Source organism: Synechococcus sp. H55.10, from assembly GCF_047502715.1.
GTDB lineage: Bacteria > Cyanobacteriota > Cyanobacteriia > Thermostichales > Thermostichaceae > Thermostichus.
In genome coordinates this window covers 1-12,776 of the sequence record NZ_JANSJJ010000183.1, presented here as the reverse complement: position 1 = coordinate 12,776, position 12,776 = coordinate 1, and the positions used below count along the sequence as shown (strand labels likewise).

Sequence of the window (12,776 nt, the reverse complement as noted above, 5' to 3'; positions counted from 1 at the left end):
CAAGGGAAAAGCTTAAGGAATTCAAAAGTTCTCCACTCTCCTTCACAAAGGGGGCTGGGGCAGGCGGAAGAGGCGGGCGGCATTTTGGCTGGTCTGTTGGGCCAGGTCTTCCAAGGGGATCCGCAACAGCTCCGCCAGGGTTTGGGCCACCCGCTGCACGTAGGCCGGCTCGTTGCGCTTGCCGCGGAAAGGGGTGGGGGCCAAAAAAGGGCAATCGGTTTCCACCAAAAGCTGGGACAAGGGCACCTCCAAGGCCGACCGGCGCACGGTCTCGGCGTTCTTGAAGGTCACGATGCCGCTAAAGCTGATGAAGCAGCCCATCTCCACAAACAGCCGCGTCTCCTCCGGGGATCCGCTCCAGCAGTGCATCACCACCCGCAGCGGCCCCCCTGTGGCCAGGGCCTCTTGGAGAATCTCATAGGTGGCTGCTGCCGCCTCGCGGCAATGGACGATCAGGGCCAAATCCTGCTCCTGGGCAATGGCAATGTGGGCGCGGAAGGATTCTTGTTGCCGCTCGATGTCCGCCGGGTCGGATTTGTAAAAATCTAAGCCCGTCTCCCCGACGGCCACCACCCGCGTGTCGCTGGCGGCCAACTGGGCGATCTTTTCGGCCAGATCCGGCTGCCACTGGCGCGCCTCCAAAGGATGCAGCCCCACCGACAAGAAGACTTCGGCGTACTGGTCGGCAATGGCCTGCAACTGGGGAAACTCTGCTGGCGTTACACAGGAGTGCACCAGTTGCCGGATCCCGGCCTGGCGCCAGCGCTCGGCCACCTGCGGTAGATCGTCTGTAAAGTCGGGATAGTTCAAGTGGACGTGGGTGTCCACCAGAGGGGCAGCGGGCAAGACGGCGGTGCTCAAGGCTCAGCTCCCGAACAAAATAGTGTTGCAGACTCTATCCAATTGTAAAAGCGGTTCCCGGCTGGTTTGGAGCGCAGGGATCCCGTTCCGCCCATTCCTATGGGAGCATGAGGATGATCCAGAAAGTTCACAGTTGGAGGCTTGCTATGGCCCGTACTCCCTCGACCATGCTGCCTTTGGGCACCCCGGCCCCTGACTTCAGCCTGCCGGATGTGGTGAGCGGCCAAACCATTTCCCTCTCTACTTTTGCCGACAAGCCCGCTTTGCTGGTGATGTTCATCTGCCAGCACTGCCCCTATGTGAAGCACGTTCAAGAAGAGCTGGCCCGCATTGGCAGAGATTACAAGGATCGCGGCGTCGGCATTGTAGCCATCAGCGCCAACGATGTGGAGAAATACCCCGACGACAGCCCCGAGAACTTGAAGAAGATGGCCGAGACCTTGGGCTTTACCTTTCCCTTCTGCTACGACGAAAGCCAAGAAGTGGCCAAAGCCTTTAGCGCTGCCTGCACCCCCGACTTTTTCCTGTTCGATGCGGAGCGCAAGCTGGTCTACCGCGGCCAACTGGACGACAGCCGCCCCAGCCTGACGGATGTGCCGGTGACGGGCAAAGACTTGCGGGCGGCGCTGGATAACCTGCTGGCGGGCAAGCCCATCGATCCTGACCAAAAGCCCAGCCTCGGCTGCAACATCAAGTGGAAGCCCGGCAATGAGCCTGCTTATTTTGGTGGGTAGCTCCCGTTTTTTTGAATTGCGGCCAGGGCCTGGCGATGCAAGCTGGGGTTGGCCGCCGCCAGCACTTCTCCTCTAGAGGTGCGGGTTAGGGGCTCCCCCGACCAATCAGTAATCACGCCGCCGGATCCCTCGATCACCGGCACAAGGGCGGCAAAATCGTAGAGGGCGAGGCCACACTCTAGCACCAGATCCACACAGCCGCTGGCCAACAGGCCGTACTGGTAGCCGTCGCCGCCATAGGAGGTGATGTGTACTGCTCGACTGAGCTGCTGGAAACGCCGTTGTTGGTCGGGGTGGGCGAACAAATCAGGGGTGGTACAGCTCAAGTAGGCGCGGCTGAGGTCGCTGTTGGTTTTGGTCTGGGCGGGTCGTCGGCAAGAGGGAGTAATCCACTGGGTGGGTTCTCCCTGCACCCCCAGCCAGCGCTCGCGCAACACCGGTTGATCGATGATGCCCAGAACGGGGCGATCCTCTTCCAAGAGGGCGATCAGGGTGGCAAAGGTGGGCTTGCCGGTGGAAAAGGCAATGGTGCCATCCAAGGGATCCAGAACCCAGGTGTAAGGGGATCCCGTCTGGTGAAAGCCAAACTCCTCGCCAAGGATGCTGTGTTGCGGCACCTGGGCCATGAGCAAAGCCCGCATCGCCTGTTCTGCCTCCCGGTCGGCCACCGTCACAATGGGGGAGCGGGCTTCTTTGTATTCCGCTTGCAGCTCTCCGCGAAACAAGGGGCGGATCACTGCTCCGGCAGCATCGGCCAGGGCCTGTGCCAGTTCAATCCATTCTGTTTTGACCACCTTTTGCCCACCGCACCTGCGCGTTTCCTCTTTTAGCATAAGGAAAGATTTCTCCCCGGTTATGCGGTCTGGCCTGCTTTTGACTCCTCTGGAATGGCTCTGGACGGCGATTGGGGTGATCCTGACCATTTTGGGCACCCTGACCCATCTGAGTTTTCCGTCGGAGCTGCCTGGGCTGGGGGGATATAGCTTCTCGCTGCAAATCGGGGGCGTGCTGCTGACGGCTTGTTTGGCGGGGCCGGTGGCGGCGGTGTGCGCCCAGATCGTCTACTTGGGGCTGGGGCTGGCGGGGTTGCAGGTGTTTGCCCAGGGGGGAGGGTGGCAGTACCTGCACCAGCCCACCTTTGGCTACTTGTTGGGTTTTTTGCCGGCTGCCTGGGCCTGCGGGACGATTGCGTTTCGGCAACGGGATCCCCATTCGCTTCCTTCTTCCTCTGTCCGCCAACGCACTGCCGCTGTCAAGAGGCTGGCAGCCCCCCCGGTGGGCCTCCAGGAGCTGGGATCCGGCAGCTTGGTGGCTTTGGCCTTGATTCACCTGACCGGGATTGTCTATCTTTTGGCCACGCAACCCTGGAACCAGGAGTTGCTGAGGTTGATCAGGCTTTACTCAGGCTATACCCTGCCGGGACAGCTCATTGTGGCCAGCTTTGCCGCGGTGATGGCGGTGCTGCTGCGGCGCTTACTGCTGCTCTGAAGCAGGGGAGCCAACTGTGCACAAAAGCCCATGCAGATTTGGGTGGAAGCGCATCTTTCCCCAGGCTACGGCAACAGAAAGTAGCCTAGAGTGGTGCTGCTCCCAACGGCAATTCCTGAGGCGGGTAGATGCTTATCCAACCGGCGAGGATCGATCAGATTTTTGTGAGGAGAACAGAGGAATGCAACGGACTGCTCTGACCCTTTTGGCCACTGGCCTTTTGGCGACTGGGCTGGCTGCCTGTGGAGATGGCGGCAGCTCCGGGGGCACGATCATCACTCCCCCCCAAAGCCCAACGGTTTCGTTGATCAATGCGCCCACTTCTGTGCGGGTGGGCACCTCCACACCGGCTTTTACGGTGCAGGTGAGTGTGCCCGGCGGCGCCCGCCCAACGCAATTTGTTGAGCTGGAAACGTTTAACCCCAATGGCGTGCGCGTGCAGCGGGAGTTCTTCAGCCCGCAACAGGCTAACTGCGCTCCCGGAGCCACCTTTTGTAGCTTCATCACCGACTTCCGCGTCGCCGCCGGGGATCCTGTGGGCGTTTGGCAGTTCCGGATCACCGCCTATGACCAGCAAAACCGCTCCGGCTCCCAAACGCTGCTGATTACCGCCTTCCAGTAAACAATTCCGGCTGCCAGGTTGGGTTGGGAACTTTATGAATCTGAGGGGGAATGCCCAATACCGAGCACCCCCCTCAGGAGATGGCTATTTTATTTTCGCAGCTCGCAAGCTGCCCGGATCCCTCACTCCATGTCCCGCCGGTTGGGGTTACGGGCGGGGTCGTTGCTCAAAAAGCCAAACACAAAAAGCCCAACAAAAAAGATGACAACCGCGTAAACAGAGATTTTCAGTAACAGCATAGTTTCAGCAACCTGTTTCCGACTGAATGAACCGAGGAAGCGATAAGGCAATGGTAAGGCAAGGGCAAATAGCCACAGCGACGGGATCCCGTCCAACCTGAGGCTTTGCAAAACTTCTTCACAACATCATACCTCCCGGCGGTTCCCTTTCCCGCCATTGGCCCCGCTTTGCCCCGAAAGATCCTCCCATTACGCCCCCGCCAAAGGCCACGCAGCCTGGCCTGACAGGGATCCCCGGCAAGAGCAAAGATTGTTAAGAAATATTTGAGACTGGAAAGAAAGATTGCGGCGCCTGTGGGCGACCGGAATATAGAAGGATAAGGTCTGCGGCTTTGCCAGGTCTTGCCGGATGTGTATTGGATTTAACCATGCCTTTTGATCGGTTGGGCAACTTAGGAGCTCTGGATGGGGGTCAGCCGCAACCTTCGCCGGGGATCTGTCGATCTCAGGAGGTGTTGCTGGCGGACAGGATGCCGGCCTTTTTGCGCCACTGGCCGCAGGGATCCCCTTGTGGGCGGGTGTTGCTGTTGCACGGCAAAGGGGATCACGGCGGCGGGTTTGAACCCTTGGCGGAGGAATTAGCTGCCCAGGGATGGGAGGTTTTGGCCCCGGATATGCGGGGATTTGGCCGCTCCGGCGGCATCCGCTGCTGGATCGACCGCTTCGGCCAATACCAGGCGGATCTGGAGGAGATCACTCAGCAGGTCTGGCCGCAGAAGAGGATCCCGCAGATCTGGTGTGGGTACAGCGCGGGGGCCAATTGGGTTACGGAATATGCCCTTGCCCATCCTGAGCAGGTGCAGGGCTTGATCTTGATCTCTCCGGCCTTCCGCATCGACCACTATTTCACCCCCTTGACCTACGCCCTTCTGCAGGTGTTGGACAGGGTTGTTCCCCAGTTGGCCTTGACCGGCCTTTACGATCCGGCACGGGTGACTTCCTTGCCAGCGCAGCAGGCCGCCTTTGCGGCAGATCCCTATGTGTGTGGGGTAACGCGGGCCAGATTTACAGCCGAACTGGTGCGCAGCGGGCGGCGCTGCCTCGAGCAAGCCCATCGGCTGGAGCTGCCGGTTTTGCTGCTTTACACCTCTGCCGACATTGTCGTCAATCCTGCCGGCGCTGTGGATTTTGCCTGTCGGCTCCCCAACGGTGAGATCCACGATTTTCCCCAATCGCGCCACGACCTTTTGCACGACTGCCAAGCCGAAGCTGTCAAGGAGACTCTCCGCTGCTGGCTGGCCCGCCATTTCCCCCCTTGCCCTGGCTATCGCCTCTCTCCCCCGACGAGCACCTCGGCCCCCGCCGACCTCATGGCAAAATAGAGACGCCCTCTTTTTCTTTGCTGCTCTCATGAGCCAAGACTTGATCTACCGTCCCCGTCGGCTGCGGCGCACCGAAGCCCTGCGCCAGATGGTTCAGGAAACCCACCTGCGGGTGCAGGATTTGATCTATCCCCTGTTTGTCATGGAAGGGGAGAACCAGCGGCAGGAAGTAGAGTCGATGCCCGGCTGCTACCGCTACACCCTGGATCTGCTCCTCAAGGAGGTGGAGGAAGCAGCCAACTTGGGGATCCCGGCGGTGGCTTTGTTCCCGGTGGTGCCGGAAGAGAAAAAGGATCCCACCGGGCGGGAGTGCTTCAACCCGGAAGGCTTGATCCAGCGGGCGGTGCGGCGGATCAAGCAGGAGATCCCCCAGATCTTGGTGGTGACGGATGTGGCTCTGGATCCCTACAACAGCGACGGCCACGATGGCATTGTGCGGGACGGGGTGATCCTCAACGATGAGACGGTAGAAGTTCTGATTAAGCAGGCTCTCTCCCAGGCGGAAGCGGGAACCGATATCGTGGCCCCCTCCGACATGATGGACGGCCGTGTCGGCGCCATTCGGGAGGCTCTGGATAGCCAAGGCTACACCGACGTAGCCATTCTGGCCTACTCCGCCAAATATGCCTCCGCCTTCTACGGCCCTTTTCGCGATGCCCTGGGATCCGCGCCCAAGTCGGGAGACAAAAAAACCTATCAAATGGATCCCGCCAACGCCCGCGAAGCCATTAAAGAGGTGGAGCTGGACGAAGCCGAGGGGGCAGACATGGTGATGGTAAAGCCGGCCTTGGCCTACTTAGACATCATCTATCGGGTCAAGGAAGCAACGGATCTGCCCGTGGCCGCCTACAACGTCAGCGGCGAGTACGCCATGATCAAGGCTGCCGAACAAAAGGGCTGGATCGACGGCAAAAAAGTGATGATGGAATCGCTCTTGGCCATGAAGCGGGCCGGTGCCGACATCATCCTCACCTACTTTGCCAAAGAGGTGGCCTTGCTTCTCAAACAATCCTAGGTAATTCTAGCCAGCGGCAGTCTATGGCCTGGCAGGCGGCTGACGGAACTGCCCGATCCAGGAAGGAGGGATGTTCTTCTCCTCGTCGGCTACCAAAGTACTGGGATCCACCAAGCGCACCTGAATTTGATTGGGCGGCACCCGATTCAGACGTTCCTTGATCAGGGCCTCTCGTTGCAAGGGATCCATGCCGCGATCCACCCCCTCCTGCAGCCGAGAAATCCGGTTGGACAAGACCTCGATGTGCTGCTCCAGAACTTGGAGCCGATGGTGCTGGGCCAACTGCACCGGCAAGAGGCGACACAAACCACTGAGGGCAGCCGCCGTAAACAAGACATTCACCCCGATGTGGCAGGCCACCTCCCAGGCTTGCGGCTCGTGGGCAGGCCGGCGGGAGCGAGTCGAGGAGCGGGCAACCGGGAGAGCGGCGGGATCCCCTTGCCCACTTGCCCGAACCAGGGATCCCTGCGAGCGATGGGCTCGTGGAGCAACGGAGATGTCTAGCTGCGATCCAGCAACCTGCTCTACGCGCACAGACATGCGGCCAGCCGGAGTACGGGAGGAAGACTGAGGTGCCACGGGTGAAGGGAAGAAAATAGGGGGACGATGAGCCGCCTCTGCTGCCAAGAAGCGCAGCTAGGGCTTATTGAAGCCGATTTTCCCCGGTGTGTCAGGCTTTGTCCCAAAACATTTTCGCTTTCGGACGCTGCCACTTGGCCAAGCTCGGCAAACCGATTACGGGATCCCAAGCCATCGCCAACGTCGGCAAGAAAACGCGCTAGGCTAGAGGTTCCCCTTGTCAAAAGGCCCCGCACCGATCCAAGGACGAGGGCAGTTATGTAGAGGTCAGTCGGATCCCCATATGCGCATTGTCATCACGGGTGGGAGTGGTTTTATCGGGCGTCGCTTGGTGGCCCGTCTGCTGGAGCAAGGGGATCAGGTTTTGGTCTTGAGCCGCCGCCCCGACCAGGCCCGCCGCCTGTTGGGGGAATCCCCCAACCTCAAGCTGCTGCCCTACGATCCCTATCAACCGCAAACCTGGGCCACCGCCCTGGAAGGGTACGAGGGCATTGTCAACTTGGCCGGAGAGCCTTTGGCCTCTTCTCGCTGGACAGAAGCCAAGAAAAAAGAAATCCGCCGCAGCCGCGTGGAGACCACTCAAGCCCTTGTCCAAGCCCTCGCCTCCCTCGACCAGAAGCCCCAGGTGATGATCAGCAGCTCGGCGGTGGGCTACTACGGCTCCCACCCGCAGGGAGAGCCCCTGACAGAGGCGGATCCCCCGGCCCAAGATTTTCTGGCAGAAGTCTGTCAAGCCTGGGAAGCTGCCGCCCGGCCCGCTGAGGAATTGGGGATCCGCCTGGCCATCGTGCGCACAGGGATTGTGTTGGGGCCAGATGGAGGAGCACTGGCACAGATGTTGGCCCCCTTCCAGTTCTTCATCGGCGGAACGATCGGCTCCGGCAAACAATGGCTCTCCTGGATCCACCGCGAGGATTGGGTGAGTTTGGTCTGCTTCCTCCTACAACAGGGATCCGGGGTGTTCAACGCCACCGCTCCCAACCCGGTGCAAATGGAGGAGTTTTGCCGCACCTTGGGCCAGGTCTTGGGTCGCCCCTCCTGGTTGCCCGTGCCGGAGCTGGCTCTGGAACTGCTGTTGGGCGAGGCAGCTCAAGTGGTGCTGACAGGGCAAAAAGTGATCCCTCAAGCGGCTTTGCAGATGGGCTTTACCTTCCAATACCCACAGTTGAAAGAGGCACTGCGACAGATTCTCCTCCCCCCTTGACCAAGACCGGCGCTTACTCTTCGGTGAAATCGGCCTCCACCACCCCTGAAGCAGCACCAGGCTCAGGGCTGGCAGCCACCGCTTGCGCCGGAACCGCCTGGGGCACCTGCACGATCTGGGGTGTGAAGATGAACAGGTTGTACACCGTGTTGCGGCGGATGTTGTCCATCATCTCCAAGAACAGCTCGTAGCCCTCGTTCTTATACTCGATCAGAGGATCCTTCTGGCCATAGCCGCGCAGGCCCACTGCCTCCCGCAGCGCCTCCATCTGCTGCAGATGCTCCCGCCAGAGGGTGTCCACCTGCTGCAACAGGAAGAAGCGCTCTGCCTTGCGCATCAAGCCTGGCTCAAAAGTATCCAGAAAAGCCTCTTTGGCCTCGTAGGCCAGCTCTGCTTGCTTGAGCAGGTGGTTCAAGATCTGTTCGTAGGAGAGATCCCGCAAGTCGTCCGCCTTGAGGTTCTCTTTGAGCAGGGGCACAAACTCCTGCATCTTGGCGGTCAGCTTGTCGATTTCCCACTCTTCCGGCGGCAGCTCCGGGTTGACGTGGGCCCGCACGATCTCCTCGACAGTCTTGCGCACATAGTCGAGGATTTTGGTTTTGAGGTTCTCCCCTTCCAAGATGCGCCGCCGCTCTGAGTAGATGGCCCGCCGCTGGTTGTTCATCACCTCGTCGTACTCAAACACCTGTTTGCGCAGGTCGAAGTAATACACTTCCACCTTGCGCTGCGCGTTCTCCAGGCTGCTGGAAAGCAGCGGGTGCTCGATGGGCATGTCCTCATCCACCCGGAACATGTCCATCAGTTTGGCCACCCGCTCGCCACCGAAGATCTTGAGCAGGTTATCTTCCAGGCTGAGGAAAAACCGCGAGGAGCCGGGATCCCCTTGCCGTCCGGCGCGGCCCCGCAACTGGTTGTCGATGCGACGGGACTCGTGGCGCTCCGTGCCGATCACGTGCAGGCCGCCCAGCCGCACCACTTCCTCGTGCTCGGCCTCGGTTACCTTTTCGTACTCGGCCTTGATGCTGTTGTAGACCTCCCGCAGTTGCAAGATCAGCGGATCCTGCACCGGCGCTTTCTCCGAGGCCACCGCGATGAGATCTTCCACCACCAGCTCCGGCAGGCGGTTCAACCCATATTTGGTCACCGCCGCCGCCACCACCTCCTCCAGCGCTTGGCTGGTGCGGGCCGACAGCTCACAGGGGTAAAAGTTGGGAGAGACCACCGTCCAGGATTTTTTCGGCTTAGGTGAGGATCCTCCAAATCCCTGGCCCCCACCCCGCCCTAGCATGGGAACGGATCCCAGCGGGTTGTCGGCGTCCAGTTGCACCAGCTTGGGCATCAGCCGTTCCCGCAGCTTGAGGCGGGCCATGTACTCGGCATTGCCGCCCAAGATAATGTCCGTGCCGCGCCCGGCCATGTTGGTAGCAATGGTTACGGCACCTTTGCGCCCCGCCTGGGCGATGATCTCCGCTTCCCGCTCCACGTTCTCCGGCTTGGCGTTGAGGAGGTTGTGCGGGATCCCCATCTCCTTGAGCATGGCCGAGAGGCGCTCAGATTTTTCCACGCTGGTCGTCCCCACCAGTACCGGCCGGCCCCGCTCGTGCATGTGGGCAATTTCCTCGGCGACCGCTTTCCACTTGGCGTTTTCGGTCTTGTAGACCAAGTCGGGAGCATCTTTACGGCGGATGGGCCGGTTGGTGGGGATCACCGTCACTTCCAGGTTGTAGGTTTTGCCGAACTCGGCTTCCTCGGTGCGGGCGGTGCCCGTCATGCCGGAGAGCTTGGGATAGAGCAGGAAGAGGTTTTGGTAGGTGATGGTGGCCAGGGTTTGGCTCTCGTTTTGGATCGGCACCCCCTCCTTGGCTTCCACCGCCTGGTGCAGCCCATCCGACCAGCGGCGACCGGGGAGCACCCGCCCGGTGAACTCGTCCACGATCACCACCTCTTGGTTGCGGACGATGTAGTGGACATCCTTGATGAAGAGCTCCTTGGCCTTCACCGCATTAAAGACAAAGTGGGCCCAGGGATCCTTGGGGTCAAACAGATCGGAGACCCCCAGCAACCGCTCGGCGGCTTCAAACCCTTCGTCGGTGAGGATGACGTTGCGGGCTTTTTCGTCCACTTCGTAGTGCTCGTCCCGGATCAGCTCCCGCGCCACCTGGGCCGCCTTGAGGTACTTTTCGGAGGGGCGGGCCATCTGGCCGGAGATGATCAGGGGGGTGCGGGCCTCGTCGATGAGGATGGAGTCCACCTCGTCGATGATGCAGTAGTTGAAGGGCCGCTGCATCACCTCTTTGATGTCGGTGGCCATGTTGTCCCGCAGGTAGTCGAAGCCCAGCTCGCTATTGGTGCAGTAGGTGATGTCGCAGTTGTAGCTGCGCCGCTTCTCTTCGGTGGACATACCCTCTTGCACCAGGCCAACCGTCATGCCCAAGAAACGGTGCACCTGCCCCATCCACTCCGAGTCCCGCCGGGCCAAGTAGCCGTTGACGGTAACGATGTGAACCCCCTTGCCGGTCAGGCCGTTGAGATAGGCAGGCAGGGTGGCGACCAGTGTTTTCCCCTCGCCGGTTTTCATCTCGGCAATCTGGCCCTCGTGCAGCACCATGCCACCGATGAGCTGCACGTCGTAGTGGCGCAAGTTGAGAACCCGCTTGGCCGCTTCCCGCACCACCGCAAACGCCTCGGGCAGGAGGTCGTCGAGGGACTCCCCTCTATCCAGGCGCTGGCGAAACTCGGTGGTCTTGGCCCTGAGCTCCGCATCGGAAAGAGAGGCGATCTCGATCTCCAGCGAGTTGATCAGCTTGACAACAGGACGGTACTGGCGGATCTTGCGATCGTTGGGATCCCCAAGGAGCTTTTGTAGGGTTTGGAGCATGGGCAAGCCTGGGCCGATAAAGAAGTTGACTGATGACGCAATTTTACCATTTTGATTTGGCTGGCCAGGGAGAAGTTGGCCTGAGCGAGCTGAGCACAAAACACCTAAGCTGTGGGAATGGCTGAAGAGGGCCTGCGGTGACTTGCGGTCTGCGGCGAGAAAATGTCAGTCTAGGGAAGCGAAGGGATCCCAGGGCTTATGAACTTTTTGGGTGTTGGACTGCCGGAAATGTTGGTCATCTTTGCGGTGGCCCTTTTGGTCTTTGGGCCGCGCAAATTGCCGGAGATCGGTCGCACGTTGGCCAAAACCCTGCGCAGCTTGCAAGATGCCTCCAGAGAGTTTGAGGCGCAGTTGAACCGAGAGGCACAGGAGCTGGAAAAGGCGGCCCGAACCCAAGCCGAGTCGGTCGCCACAGCCAATCCGCCTGGCAAACCCGCCAATGGGGCAGAACCCGTAGCCGCCACAGCCGACAACTCGCCAACCGCAGACGCCGCCTAGTCGATGGCCCGCTTCAACCCGCTTTGCTTTGGCCTGGAGATCGCGCGCCTGTTCGAGCAAGGGCAGTCCTATTTTGCCCCGGCGAAGGTGGAAACCTGGCTGCGGCAGCACGGCCAAAACCCCTCCGACTACGAGATCTCGTTTCACCAGGAGCTGCCCCCTGCCGGCTCCTCGGCAACCATCTGGATTCGCATCGACCTGAAGCGTTGGGATGGCCAGCCGGTGGATCCCTGGCTGTTGGCAGAGATCAACCGGGTCGATTGACAGCCTTGCTCTGGGGCCGATCCAGGCCCTAGGGTAAAGAGGCGAGCTCTTCGCACCTCTATGCCCACGGCCACTTTGTTGGTGTCTTGCCCCGATCAAAAAGGGCTGGTAGCCAAGCTCTCCAATTTTATCTACAGCTACGACGGCAACATCCTGCATGCCGACCACCACACGGATCCCGAGGCAGGGCTGTTCCTAAGCCGCATCGAGTGGGACTTAGAGGGCTTCCAACTGGAGCGGGCGGAAATTGTCCCCGCCTTCTCGGGCATTGCCCGTGGGATCCAGGCCAACTGGGAACTGCATTTTTCCGACACGCGCCGTCGCCTTGCCGTGTGGGCCAGCAAGCAGCCCCACTGTCTGTTGGATCTCATCTGGCGGCAGAGGGCTGGGGAACTGCCGGCGGAGATCCCTTTGATCATCAGCAACCACCCCGACTTGGAGCCGCTGGCCCGCTCCTTCGGCATCGACTACCATCACATCCCGATTTCTCCAGAGAGCAAAGCAGAGGCAGAAACCCGCCAGCTTGCCTTGCTGCAGGAGTATCGCATCGACCTGGTGGTGTTGGCCAAGTACATGCAGGTGCTGAGCGGGTGGCTGCTCCGCCAGGCGCCGCCGGTGATCAACATTCACCATTCCACCCTGCCCGCCTTTGCCGGCGCCAACCCCTACCAGCGCGCCCACCAACGGGGCGTCAAGATCATCGGCGCAACTGCCCACTACGCCACCGAAGATCTGGATGAGGGGCCGATCATCGAGCAGGATGTGGTGCGGGTCAGCCACCGCGATACCGTTGCCGACCTGATCCGCAAAGGCCGCGACATGGAACGCCTAGTCCTGGCTCGGGCCGTGCGCTATCACCTGGAAAATCGCGTGCTGGTCTACCACAACAAAACGGTGGTGTTTGCTTGATGAGCAAAAAACTGGGCTTATAAGCGCTCCGCGCCGCTGCCCTCACCCCCGGCTCCTCTCCCAGAGGGAGCGCTCCCTCACCCCCGGCCCCTCTCCCGGGGGGGGGGGGGGGGCCCCCCCCCCCCCCCCCCCCCCCGGGGGGCGCGCCCCCCCCCCCGCCCCG

Annotated in this window: 14 protein-coding genes; 9 read left to right on the top strand and 5 right to left on the bottom strand. The window is 60.8% G+C overall.

All coding sequences use genetic code 11. From position 1 onward, the window contains the following. Nucleotides 1-42 precede the first annotated feature (42 nt). Nucleotides 43-861, bottom strand: coding sequence for a TatD family hydrolase (locus NW858_RS10905; RefSeq protein ID WP_414336462.1), 819 nt, complete (start codon nt 859-861; stop codon nt 43-45). A gap of 146 nt (nt 862-1,007) precedes the next feature. On the opposite strand from NW858_RS10905, the gene NW858_RS10900 reads away from it, so the two are divergent. Next, complete coding sequence (locus NW858_RS10900; RefSeq protein WP_414332867.1) at nt 1,008-1,595, top strand: thioredoxin family protein; 588 nt, start codon at nt 1,008-1,010, stop codon at nt 1,593-1,595. Here NW858_RS10900 and hisN read toward each other — a convergent pair. Then, nucleotides 1,580-2,428, bottom strand: a complete 849-nt coding sequence (hisN, locus tag NW858_RS10895) for a histidinol-phosphatase (protein WP_414336464.1) — start codon at nt 2,426-2,428, stop codon at nt 1,580-1,582. The genes NW858_RS10900 and hisN overlap by 16 nt on opposite strands. Before the next feature lie 22 nt (nt 2,429-2,450). Here hisN and NW858_RS10890 point away from each other — a divergent pair, with 22 nt between their 5' ends. Next, nucleotides 2,451-3,083 (top strand): biotin transporter BioY, encoded by a 633-nt coding sequence (locus NW858_RS10890; RefSeq protein ID WP_414348989.1) that lies wholly within the window; start codon nt 2,451-2,453, stop codon nt 3,081-3,083. 181 nt (nt 3,084-3,264) lie between these two features. Beyond that, complete coding sequence (locus tag NW858_RS10885; RefSeq protein ID WP_414332861.1) at nt 3,265-3,705, top strand: hypothetical protein; 441 nt, start codon at nt 3,265-3,267, stop codon at nt 3,703-3,705. Between the two features lie 122 nt (nt 3,706-3,827). On the opposite strand, the gene NW858_RS10880 is transcribed toward NW858_RS10885, so the two are convergent. Next, nucleotides 3,828-3,944, bottom strand: coding sequence for a photosystem II reaction center protein I (locus NW858_RS10880; protein WP_011431538.1), 117 nt, complete (start codon nt 3,942-3,944; stop codon nt 3,828-3,830). Nucleotides 3,945-4,312: 368 nt separating this feature from the next. Here NW858_RS10880 and NW858_RS10875 point away from each other — a divergent pair, with 368 nt between their 5' ends. Further along, on the top strand, nt 4,313-5,266 hold the full coding sequence (locus NW858_RS10875; protein WP_414520488.1) for a lysophospholipase: 954 nt from the start codon (nt 4,313-4,315) through the stop codon (nt 5,264-5,266). A gap of 28 nt (nt 5,267-5,294) precedes the next feature. Next, nucleotides 5,295-6,281 carry a porphobilinogen synthase gene (hemB, locus tag NW858_RS10870; RefSeq protein ID WP_414332857.1) on the top strand — a complete coding sequence of 329 codons (987 nt, stop codon included), beginning with the start codon at nt 5,295-5,297 and terminating at the stop codon, nt 6,279-6,281. Nucleotides 6,282-6,302: 21 nt separating this feature from the next. Here hemB and NW858_RS10865 read toward each other — a convergent pair whose 3' ends face one another. Then, complete coding sequence (locus tag NW858_RS10865) at nt 6,303-6,821, bottom strand: hypothetical protein (RefSeq protein WP_414332855.1); 519 nt, start codon at nt 6,819-6,821, stop codon at nt 6,303-6,305. Between the two features lie 322 nt (nt 6,822-7,143). Between NW858_RS10865 and NW858_RS10860 the strand changes: the two genes are divergently transcribed. Beyond that, nucleotides 7,144-8,064 (top strand): TIGR01777 family oxidoreductase, encoded by a 921-nt coding sequence (locus NW858_RS10860; RefSeq protein WP_414332854.1) that lies wholly within the window; start codon nt 7,144-7,146, stop codon nt 8,062-8,064. A 13-nt stretch (nt 8,065-8,077) separates the two neighbouring features. On the opposite strand, the gene secA is transcribed toward NW858_RS10860, so the two are convergent. Beyond that, the gene (gene secA, locus NW858_RS10855) at nt 8,078-10,942 is read right to left on the bottom strand and encodes a preprotein translocase subunit SecA (RefSeq protein ID WP_414520487.1); all 2,865 of its coding nucleotides are present in this window, start codon (nt 10,940-10,942) and stop codon (nt 8,078-8,080) included. Nucleotides 10,943-11,140: 198 nt separating this feature from the next. Here secA and NW858_RS10850 point away from each other — a divergent pair, with 198 nt between their 5' ends. Genes NW858_RS10850 through purU form a run of 3 tightly spaced genes read left to right on the top strand, consistent with a single transcriptional unit; the run spans nt 11,141 to nt 12,613 of the window. Continuing rightward, nucleotides 11,141-11,440, top strand: a complete 300-nt coding sequence (locus tag NW858_RS10850) for a TatA/E family twin arginine-targeting protein translocase (RefSeq protein WP_414520486.1) — start codon at nt 11,141-11,143, stop codon at nt 11,438-11,440. Between the two features lie 3 nt (nt 11,441-11,443). After that, complete coding sequence (locus NW858_RS10845; protein WP_414332847.1) at nt 11,444-11,704, top strand: hypothetical protein; 261 nt, start codon at nt 11,444-11,446, stop codon at nt 11,702-11,704. Nucleotides 11,705-11,764: 60 nt separating this feature from the next. Continuing rightward, nucleotides 11,765-12,613 (top strand): formyltetrahydrofolate deformylase, encoded by an 849-nt coding sequence (gene purU / locus NW858_RS10840; protein ID WP_414332845.1) that lies wholly within the window; start codon nt 11,765-11,767, stop codon nt 12,611-12,613. Nucleotides 12,614-12,776: the final 163 nt, after the last annotated feature.

Bases quoted from the DNA above. Each gene is read 5' to 3' on its own strand.
- NW858_RS10845 (WP_414332847.1), top strand. From the start codon at position 11,444: ATGGCCCGCTTCAACCCGCTTTGCTTTGGCCTGGAGATCGCGCGCCTG.
- NW858_RS10885 (WP_414332861.1), top strand. From the start codon at position 3,265: ATGCAACGGACTGCTCTGACCCTTTTGGCCACTGGCCTTTTGGCGACT.
- hisN (WP_414336464.1), bottom strand. From the start codon at position 2,428: ATGCTAAAAGAGGAAACGCGCAGGTGCGGTGGGCAAAAGGTGGTCAAA.
- NW858_RS10860 (WP_414332854.1), top strand. From the start codon at position 7,144: ATGCGCATTGTCATCACGGGTGGGAGTGGTTTTATCGGGCGTCGCTTG.
- NW858_RS10880 (WP_011431538.1), bottom strand. From the start codon at position 3,944: ATGCTGTTACTGAAAATCTCTGTTTACGCGGTTGTCATCTTTTTTGTT.
- NW858_RS10900 (WP_414332867.1), top strand. From the start codon at position 1,008: ATGGCCCGTACTCCCTCGACCATGCTGCCTTTGGGCACCCCGGCCCCT.
- hemB (WP_414332857.1), top strand. From the start codon at position 5,295: ATGAGCCAAGACTTGATCTACCGTCCCCGTCGGCTGCGGCGCACCGAA.
- purU (WP_414332845.1), top strand. From the start codon at position 11,765: ATGCCCACGGCCACTTTGTTGGTGTCTTGCCCCGATCAAAAAGGGCTG.
- secA (WP_414520487.1), bottom strand. From the start codon at position 10,942: ATGCTCCAAACCCTACAAAAGCTCCTTGGGGATCCCAACGATCGCAAG.
- NW858_RS10865 (WP_414332855.1), bottom strand. From the start codon at position 6,821: ATGTCTGTGCGCGTAGAGCAGGTTGCTGGATCGCAGCTAGACATCTCC.
- NW858_RS10850 (WP_414520486.1), top strand. From the start codon at position 11,141: ATGAACTTTTTGGGTGTTGGACTGCCGGAAATGTTGGTCATCTTTGCG.
- NW858_RS10890 (WP_414348989.1), top strand. From the start codon at position 2,451: ATGCGGTCTGGCCTGCTTTTGACTCCTCTGGAATGGCTCTGGACGGCG.
- NW858_RS10875 (WP_414520488.1), top strand. From the start codon at position 4,313: ATGCCTTTTGATCGGTTGGGCAACTTAGGAGCTCTGGATGGGGGTCAG.